Genomic DNA, 8,617 nt, shown 5'->3' on the forward strand with positions numbered 1-8,617 from the left:
TTCCCCCCCGCCTCGCTGCGCCCCCGCCCGCCCCGCCGCAACTACCTTACTCGTGCCAGCCGAAATGGAGACGGGGCCAGCGGCCGGCGCTACCGTAATCGAGCGGCGGTTGATTCAACCCGATGGCGTCAGGCGAGCAAACGCTCGATCAACCGCTGGTAGAGCGCCGGCAGCGCCTCCAGATCCGCGACGCGCACGTTCTCGTCCACCTGATGGATGCTCGCGTTGACCGGCCCTACTTCGATGCACTGCGCGCCCAGCGGCGCGATGAAGCGCGCATCGGAGGTGCCGCCACCGGTGCTCTCTTCCGGCGGTGCACCGGCGAACTCACCCAGTACCTCGCGGGCGACCCTGCGCAGCGTGCCTTCCGGGGTATAGAACGGCTCGCCGCTGCGATGCCACTTGAGCGTGTACTGGAGTGCATGACGCTCCAGCAGCGCAGCGATCTCCTGCTCCAGCGCGGGCGCGTTCCAGTGCGGGTTGTAGCGCAGGTTGAACAGCACCTGCAGCTCACCCGGAATCACATTGTTGGCCCCGGTGCCGGCATGGATGTTGGAGACCTGCAGGCTGGTCGGCGGGAAGCTCTCGAAGCCATCATCCCAGTGCCGTGCGGTGAGTTCGGCCAGGGCCGCAGCGGCCAGATGGATCGGATTGCGCGCCTTGTCCGGATACGCGACATGGCCCTGCACGCCGTTCACCGTCAGCGTCGCCGAGAGGCTGCCGCGGCGGCCCACGCGCAGCAGATCACCCAGCACCGCGGTGGAGGACGGCTCACCGGTGATGCACCAGTCGATTTCCTGACCGCGCTCGCGGAAGATATCGGCCACGCGACGCACACCGTCGATGGCATCGCCTTCCTCGTCGCTGGTCAGCAGCACCGCCAGCGTGCCGGGATGATCGGGATGCGCGGCCACGAACTGCTCGGCGGCGACCACGAAGGCGGCCACGCTGCCTTTCATGTCGGCCGCGCCACGTCCGTACAGCACGCCGTCACGGATCTGCGGATCGAACGGATCGCTGGTCCAGGCCGAGACCGGGCCGGTCGGCACCACGTCGGTATGCCCGAGCAGCACCAGCACCGGTGCGCCCTGCCCGTGTGTGGCCCACAGGTTGTCGACCTCGCCCAGGCGCAGGTGTTCGCAGTGAAAGCCGGCGCGTTCAAGACGGCCGGCCAGCAGCGCCTGGCAACCGGCGTCCTCGGGCGTGACCGAGGCGCGCGCGATCAGGTCGCAGGTCAAGGCAACGACGTCGTTCACGCGCCCACTCCGAACCGCTGCTTGAAGCCGTTGTCCGAGAAGCCCTGGGTCATCACGCCATCGGCGCTCACCACCACCGGGCGCTTGATCAGCTGCGGGTACTCGCGCAGCAGCAGCTTCCATTCGGCCTCCGAATCGGCCGCTTTGCGGTTCTCCGGCAGCTGCCTCCACGTGGTGGAGGACCTGTTGATCAACGCGGGAAAGCCACCGGCCTGGGCCGCCCAGTCGATCAGGGTCTCCGGCGTTGGCGTGTGGTCGCGGTAGTCAACGAAGGTGTACGGCACCTGGAAACGGTCCAGCCACTTGGTGGCTTTCCTGCAGGTGTCGCAGTTCTTCAATCCGTACAAAGTGGTGGTCATGGCGCGGCGTGCAGCATCGTTCAGGAAGGACGCCATGAGGATGTCACAACAGGCGTTCGGACACGACCCGGAACGGCACCTGCGGCACCCGGAAACAGAACGCATCGGCCAGATCGACGCCCATCGCGGCCAGGTGCGGGCAGGCCACCAGGCCTTCCAGTTGCAGTGGCTGCACGTCCGCCAGGGCAATCGGCAGATCGATATGGGTCAAGGCCAGCCGACCATCCGGGGCGACCGCGAACGCGGCCTCCTGGCAGGCCAGGAACCTCATCGCCTGCGCTGCATCGGTGAACGCCCCGGCCGCCCACGCCGCCGCCAAGGTCGCTGCCGGACGCACCTGCGCCTGCAGTGCGGGCGCACTGCCCTGCCCCGGCTCGATCACGGTGTGCCCGCCATCGGCATCCACGGCATGCTCGAAACGCGCGGCCAGATGCGGTTGCATGGCATCGCTCCACAGCCGTGCACCGACTGCGTGCATCGCACTGTCGATCACATTGCGGTCAAACAGGACCCGCGGCGTCGCGGGCCCGGCCGCCGCATCGTCCGGCACCACGTACCAGCGCCAGTTGCTCTGCAGCGGAGAGGGAAACAGGCCACGCAACGGCCCCGCCAGCGCCGGCCCGAAATGGCCGTGGCGGTAGGTCAGGATCGTATAGGGCGTACGCCCGTCATGCGCGAACAGGCGATGGCCCGGCGGTGGCGGCGGTGCATGGCGCACGTCCACCCACCAGCTCAGGTACACCACCTCACGCACCTCACTGATCAACGCAGGCACCGGCAGCACGCGGGTGAGCGCACGCCGGGCGGCGGTCAGGTGCACGCAGCCGAGCAGACGCTGCAGCGCGCGTCCCGGCCACCCCGCGAACGGGTGCCGGTAGCGCGCCGCCTGCGCCAGCGCGGGCTGCGGGGTGCTCAGTCGGCCAGGCCGCGCAGCAGCTCGTTGACGCTGGTCTTGCTGCGGGTCTTGGCATCGACCTGCTTGACGATCACGGCGCAGTACAGCGAGTGCGAGCCGTCCTTGGACGGCAGCTGGCCGGACACCACCACGCTGTACGGCGGTACCGAACCGTAGCTGATCTCGCCGGTGGCGCGGTTGTACACGCGCGTGCTCTGGCCAAGGAACACGCCCATGCCGATCACGCTGTGATGGCCGACCACGAAGCCTTCCACCACTTCCGAACGCGCACCGATGAAGCAATGGTCTTCGATGATGGTCGGGCTGGCCTGCAGCGGCTCCAGCACGCCACCGATACCGGCGCCGCCGGACAGGTGGCAGTGCTTGCCGATCTGCGCGCACGAACCCACCGTGGCCCAGGTGTCGACCATGGTGCCCTCGCCCACGTAGGCGCCGATATTGGTGAAGCTCGGCATCAGCACCACGTCCTTGCCGAAGTAGCTGCCACGACGCGCGATCGCACCGGGCACCACGCGCACGCCGGCGCGGCGGAACTTGGCTTCATCGAAACCGGCAAAACGCGATTCGACCTTGTCCCAGAACGGCGCCGGGCGCGCATCGACCACGGCCATGTCGTTGACGCGGAAGTACAACAGCACGGCCTTCTTCAGCCATTCGTTGACCTTCCAGCCACCGTGGCCGTCGGGCTCGGCAACGCGGAATTCACCGGTTTCCAGGCCGTCGATGACGCGGCCGACCAGCGGCTTGGTCGAGCCTTCGATCTCATGCAGGGTCAGCGTGGCGCGTCGCTCGAACGCGCTCTCGATGCCGAACTTGAGTTCTTCCACACCCGGCGTGGCCGGCTTGCGCAGCGACTTGCGCGCGATGGTGGCATCACGGCTGGCACTGCGCTTGGCGGCGCTCTCGGCCGGGGTAGCAGCGACCTTGCGGGCCGGCGCCTTTTTGACCGGCGCTTTCTTCACCGCGGGCGCCGCCTTCTTTGCGGCAGCGGTCTTCTTCACCGCAGGCGCGGCAGCAGGGGTCTTGGCCGCCGCGGTCTTCGCGGCAGTCTTCTTGGCAGGCTTGGTGGCCATCAGTGGGGGTCTCCGGCGTTTCGATCAGGGTCCAGGCAGGCGAGCATCGCGTCTTGCAGCTGCTGCCTGGCGGATTCGGTCAGGGCGTGATCATGCTCATCGCTGATCACGAACATATCTTCGGCGCGCTCGCCGAACGTGGCGATGCGCGCATCATGCACGCGCAACCGCTGGTTGCGCAGCACGAACGCCACGTCGGCCAGCAGGCCGGGGCGGTCGGGTGCGACGAGGCTGAAACGGGTACTGGTGGTCTGGCCATCGGTGACATCGCGGAACTCGATGCGCGGGGCGAAACGGAAGTGCCGCAGCTGGCGCGGAATGACGCGGCGGGACGGGCGCAGCCGGGTCAGATCGCCGGCCAGCGCCTCACGCAGGCCGGCCTCCAGGCGCAGCGCATCGCCATCGGCGAAGCTGTCGGCCGGGGTCACTTCGAAGGTATCGAAGATGGTATCGACCGGACCGTCCAGCACGCGCGCGCGATGGATGGTGTAGCCCTTGCGGTCCAGCGTCATCACGATCGCGGCGAACAGGCCGTCGCGGTCGGGCGAGTGTACGAACACTTCCAGTGCGTCGTCCTCGGGGGTCAGCCTGCGCACCTTGACCAGGGTCTGGCCCTGCTTCAACGGCACCAGCGCAGCGGCCTGCCAGGCCAGCTGTTCCGGCCGCAGCCGGATGAAGCTCTCATCGGGCATCACCGTGAACTGGCGATCGATGGTGGGATCGTCGTAGCCGCGCTCGCGCACCAGCTGGCGCACCGATTCGCGCGCTTCGGCAACGCGCTCGGCGGCCGGCATCTGGTTCTCCAGCCCGTCGCGCAGCGCGCGGCGCGCGGCGAAATACAGGTCGGCCAGCAGACGGTCCTTCCACGCATTCCACAGCTTGGGGCTGGTCCCGGCGATGTCGGCGCAGGTCAGCAGATAGAGATAGTCCAGCCGGTCGCGGCTGGCCACCAGGGTGGCGAAGCGATGGATCACGTCCGGATCGGAGATGTCCTGCTTCTGCGCGGTGACCGACATGCGCAGGTGCTGTTCGACCAGCCAGGCGACCAGCTCGGTATCGGAGCTGCTCAGCGCCAGCGCCTGGCAGAATTCGCGCGCATCCACCGCACCGAGTTCGGAGTGATCGCCGCCGCGGCCCTTGGCGATGTCATGGAACAGGCCGGCCAACAGCAGCAGCTCCGGCTTGCGCAGGCGCGGCCAGACTTCATGCGCGATCGAGAAGCGCTCATCCGCGCGGCTGCTGGCGAACAGGCCGATATTCCGCAGCACCATCAGTGTGTGCTGGTCCACGGTGTACACATGGAACAGATCGAACTGCATGCGCCCGGAGACCTGCGCGAACGCGGGGATCCACTGGCCGAGGACGCCCAGGCGTGCCATCCGCGCCAGGGTATCGACCGCGCGCGGGCTGCGCAGCAGCGCCAAAAACTGCTCGCGCGCCGCGGCGCTGGCCTCGGTGTACGCCGCCAGCTCCGGCAGCGCCTCGGCCAGCGCGCGGGCGGTCAGCGAGTGCAGGCCGCGCACATCCGGGTTATAGGCCCAACTGGAGAACAGCGCGAACACCTGTTCGATATCCCCTTGGGGCCAAGCCGGATCGTTGGCAGCCAGGTAGCCACGGCGCAGCGAGAAACCGACGCTGACCGGCTCTGGGACGGCTTCGCCATCAAACTGTTCTTCAAAGCGCTGCAGCAGGCGGTCGCTGATCCGCCGCACCACGGTGGCGCTGCGGTAGAACCCCTGCATCATCTTTTCCACGGCCAGGCTTTCGATGTCGTCTTCGAAACCCAAGCGGGTGGCCAGCGTCTTCTGGTAATCGAACCGCAAGCGTTCTTCGGGCCGGTTGGCGACCAGGTGCAGGCCGAAACGCAGCCGTGCCAGCGCACACCGTTCGCGTTTGAGCGCGGCCGCTTCATCCGGGCCGAGATGGCCGAGGCCGACCAGCGCTTCCAGGTCGCGCACGCCGAACGCACGCAGCGCCATCCAGCCCAGCGTATTGAGATCGCGCAGCCCGCCGGGGCCGTCCTTGATGTCCGGCTCAAGATTGTCCGCCGTGTCGCCAAAGCGCTGATGGCGGGCCAGCAGCTCTTCGCGCTTGGCGAGGAAGAATTCGCGTGGCGGCCACAGGCCCTCCACATTCACCGCCGCCTTCAATGCCTGGCGGGCCGCGTCATCGGCGACCACCGGGCGCGACTCGATCAGCGCGGTCAGCACGGTCTGGTCGGCGCTGGCCTGCGTGCATTGAGCCGGCGATCGCACCGCGTGGCTGACCGGCAGGCCGCAATCCCACAGCAGCGCAAAGAAGCGGGCCAGCCCGGATTCGTGCCGACGCTGCTGCTCGGGCGCACCGAGCACCAGTACGTCGATATCCGAGCGCGGGAACAACTCGCCGCGCCCGTACCCCCCCACCGCGAACAGCGCCATTCCCGAACCGCCCGGCAGGCAGCGATGCCAGGCCAACCGGATCAGGTGGTCGGCAGCCCGTGCGCGCAGGGCGAGCAGGCGCTCGATATTGTCGCCCTGATCGAAACGACGATACAACCGTGCGTCGGTCTGTTGCAGCGACTGCCGCGCCAACGCCGCCCAGTCCGGGTCGGCGACGGAATCGGCCGGCGCGTCCAGCATCGGGCTCGCCGGCAACATGCTCAGACCTGCGATTCGCCGGGCGAGAGGGTCAGCACGTCGACGCCGGTCTCGGTGACCGCGACCATGTGCTCCCACTGCGCCGACAACTTGCGGTCCTTGGTGACCACGGTCCAGCCATCCGGGAGCACCTTGTTGTAGCGGGTGCCCTCGTTGATCATCGGTTCGATGGTGAAGGTCATGCCGGGCTGCAGCACCAGGCCCTGGCCGGGGCGGCCGTAATGCACCACCTGCGGCTCGTCGTGGTAGACCTTGCCGATGCCATGGCCGCAGTACTCGCGCACCACGCTGAAGCGCTCGGCTTCGGCATAGCTCTGGATCGCATGGCCGATGTCACCCAGCGTCGCGCCCGGCTTGACCGCGCGGATGCCGCGCCACATCGCTTCGTAGGTCGCATCGACCAGGCGCTTGGCCATGACCGACGGCGTGCCGACGTAGTACATGCGGCTGGTATCGCCGTGCCAGCCATCCTTGATCACCGTGACATCGATGTTGACGATGTCGCCGTCCTTGAGGACCTTGGCTTCGCTGGGAATGCCGTGGCAGATCACGTTGTTGACCGACGTGCAGACCGTCTTGGGGAAGCCGCGGTAGCCGACATTGGCCGGCGTCGCCTTCTGCACATTGATGATGTGGTCATGGCAGATGCGGTCCAGCTCTTCGGTCGTCACGCCCGGCTTGACGTGCGGGGTGACGATGTCGAGCACTTCGCTGGCCAGACGGCCGGCGATACGCATCAGTTCGATTTCCTCGGGGGTTTTCAGATTCACGCTCATGGCGCCCATTATCGCCGATCCGGGGCCAATCTGAACGGGATTGGATGGAACGCTGACAGCCGCGGTTTGGGCCCGGCCCCTGGCCAGCTAGCTGAACAAGCGTGATGCGTATCGCAAAACGCGACCTTGTGCCGAAGACGGCCATTGATTGGGTCCTATCTGCACGGTCCGATACAAGACAGGCGGCAGCCCGTCGGCGCCCCGCCTGCGCCTCTATAATGACGGCGACGGCCATGCCCACCTGGCCGACCTGGTGTTCGTGGACGCCCACGGGCGTCGCCACCCGCTGATCGAGGGCCTGGCCGGCTATGTGCTGCCGCGCAGCGCCCGCAGCTGGGACCTGCCGCCGCGGCCGGATGGCTACGCCGGCGGCCACTTCCGGGCCCGGCTCAACGAGGCCGCTGACGCCCCGCTTGCCCCCGTGATTGCGCCTGCGCCCGGCACCGGGCTATAATCGACCGGATCCCTGCCGCCTTGGCGCGGGAATACGTCAACACCGGACGTCACCGGTGAATCCACACCTGCCGCCCATATCCGTGCCGGGGTGCTCCGCAAGGAGTTCGGTCACGGAAGCGACAGGGAAGCCAAACCCCGGAACCATCCGCCTCGCGGCGGACCGCCCAACTATTACCCGTGGCGGCCGGTTCCCTATCAGGAGTTACTGCAATGCCCCAGGTCACCATGCGTCAGATGCTGGAAGCCGGCGTCCATTTCGGCCACCAGACCCGTTACTGGAACCCCAAGATGGGCCAGTACATCTTCGGCGCCCGCGGCAAGATCCACATCATCAACCTGGAAAAGACCGTTCCGCTCTTCAATGACGCGATGAACTTCATTTCCAGCGTTGCGCAGAAGCGCGGCACCATCCTGTTCCTGGGCACCAAGCGCAGCGCCCGCGAGTCGATCCGTGAAGAAGCCGAGCGTTGCGGCATGCCCTTCATGAACCAGCGTTGGCTGGGCGGCACCCTGACCAACTTCCGTACCGTGAAGCAGTCGGTTGCCCGTCTGAAGGAACTGGAAGCCGGCGAAACCGACGGCAGCTTCGACAAGCTGGTCAAGCACGAAGTGCTGGGCCTGCGTCGCGAGCGCGACAAGCTGGAAGCCTCGCTGGGCGGCATCAAGGACATGAACCGTCTGCCCGACGCGATCTTCGTCATCGATATCGGCCACGAAGACATCGCCATCAAGGAAGCCAAGAAGCTCGGCATCCCGGTGATCGCCGTGGTTGATACCAACTACAACCCGGAACTGGTCGACTACGCGATCCCGGGCAACGACGACGCCATCCGCGCTGTGCAGCTGTACGCCCGCGCCGCTGCCGACGCCGTGCTGGAAGGCAAGGCTGCTGCGCCGCACGCTGCCACCGTCCGCGAAGAAGAGTTCGCCGACGCTGCCGCCACCGAAGAAGCCAAGCCGGCCCGCCGCGCTCCGGCCAAGAAGGCTGCTGCCGCTCCGGCTGCTCCGGCCGCTGAAGCCCCGGCTGCCGACGCTCCGGCCGCTGGCGAAGCCCAGGCCTGATCCAGGCCCGGGGGGGGGGCGGGGGCGGCCCCCCCCCCGGGGCCCGGCGCGGGGGCGCGCCACCCGCACCCCCGCCCCCG

General features: G+C 67.7%; 8 protein-coding genes. 2 read left to right on the forward strand and 6 right to left on the reverse strand.

Features of this window, described 5'->3' with window-relative positions; translation table 11 throughout:
• Nucleotides 1-128: 128 nt before the first annotated feature.
• The 6 genes from dapE to map are packed head-to-tail and all read right to left on the reverse strand — an operon-like array spanning nt 129 to nt 7,019.
• Complete coding sequence (dapE, locus tag ABE483_RS18800; RefSeq protein ID WP_346482181.1) at nt 129-1,256, reverse strand: succinyl-diaminopimelate desuccinylase; 1,128 nt, start codon at nt 1,254-1,256, stop codon at nt 129-131.
• Nucleotides 1,253-1,615, reverse strand: a complete 363-nt coding sequence (locus ABE483_RS18805; RefSeq protein WP_121041511.1) for an arsenate reductase — start codon at nt 1,613-1,615, stop codon at nt 1,253-1,255. The genes dapE and ABE483_RS18805 overlap by 4 nt, the downstream gene beginning before the upstream one ends.
• Before the next feature lie 43 nt (nt 1,616-1,658).
• A complete protein-coding gene (locus ABE483_RS18810; RefSeq protein WP_346482184.1) occupies nt 1,659-2,531 on the reverse strand; it encodes a hypothetical protein in 873 nt (290 codons plus the stop codon).
• Entirely contained in the window at nt 2,528-3,604 is a 1,077-nt protein-coding gene (gene dapD, locus ABE483_RS18815; RefSeq protein ID WP_313210875.1) for a 2,3,4,5-tetrahydropyridine-2,6-dicarboxylate N-succinyltransferase, read from the reverse strand. The genes ABE483_RS18810 and dapD overlap by 4 nt, the downstream gene beginning before the upstream one ends.
• Nucleotides 3,604-6,243 carry a [protein-PII] uridylyltransferase gene (locus tag ABE483_RS18820; protein WP_346482182.1) on the reverse strand — a complete coding sequence of 880 codons (2,640 nt, stop codon included), beginning with the start codon at nt 6,241-6,243 and terminating at the stop codon, nt 3,604-3,606. The genes dapD and ABE483_RS18820 overlap by 1 nt, the downstream gene beginning before the upstream one ends.
• Before the next feature lie 2 nt (nt 6,244-6,245).
• The gene (gene map / locus ABE483_RS18825) at nt 6,246-7,019 is read right to left on the reverse strand and encodes a type I methionyl aminopeptidase (protein WP_121041504.1); all 774 of its coding nucleotides are present in this window, start codon (nt 7,017-7,019) and stop codon (nt 6,246-6,248) included.
• Between the two features lie 148 nt (nt 7,020-7,167).
• Between map and ABE483_RS18830 the strand changes: the two genes are divergently transcribed.
• Nucleotides 7,168-7,473 carry a hypothetical protein gene (locus ABE483_RS18830; protein ID WP_346482183.1) on the forward strand — a complete coding sequence of 102 codons (306 nt, stop codon included), beginning with the start codon at nt 7,168-7,170 and terminating at the stop codon, nt 7,471-7,473.
• Nucleotides 7,474-7,685: 212 nt separating this feature from the next.
• Nucleotides 7,686-8,537: a 30S ribosomal protein S2 gene (gene rpsB, locus ABE483_RS18835; protein WP_259260149.1), complete on the forward strand. Its 852-nt coding sequence runs from the start codon at nt 7,686-7,688 to the stop codon at nt 8,535-8,537.
• Nucleotides 8,538-8,617: the final 80 nt, after the last annotated feature.

The sequence above is a fragment of the Stenotrophomonas sp. TWI602 genome (assembly GCF_039674045.1).
Classification (GTDB): domain Bacteria; phylum Pseudomonadota; class Gammaproteobacteria; order Xanthomonadales; family Xanthomonadaceae; genus Stenotrophomonas.

Bases quoted from the DNA above. Each gene is read 5' to 3' on its own strand.
- dapD (WP_313210875.1), bottom strand. From the start codon at position 3,604: ATGGCCACCAAGCCTGCCAAGAAGACTGCCGCGAAGACCGCGGCGGCC.
- ABE483_RS18820 (WP_346482182.1), bottom strand. From the start codon at position 6,243: ATGTTGCCGGCGAGCCCGATGCTGGACGCGCCGGCCGATTCCGTCGCC.
- map (WP_121041504.1), bottom strand. From the start codon at position 7,019: ATGAGCGTGAATCTGAAAACCCCCGAGGAAATCGAACTGATGCGTATC.
- ABE483_RS18805 (WP_121041511.1), bottom strand. From the start codon at position 1,615: ATGACCACCACTTTGTACGGATTGAAGAACTGCGACACCTGCAGGAAA.
- rpsB (WP_259260149.1), top strand. From the start codon at position 7,686: ATGCCCCAGGTCACCATGCGTCAGATGCTGGAAGCCGGCGTCCATTTC.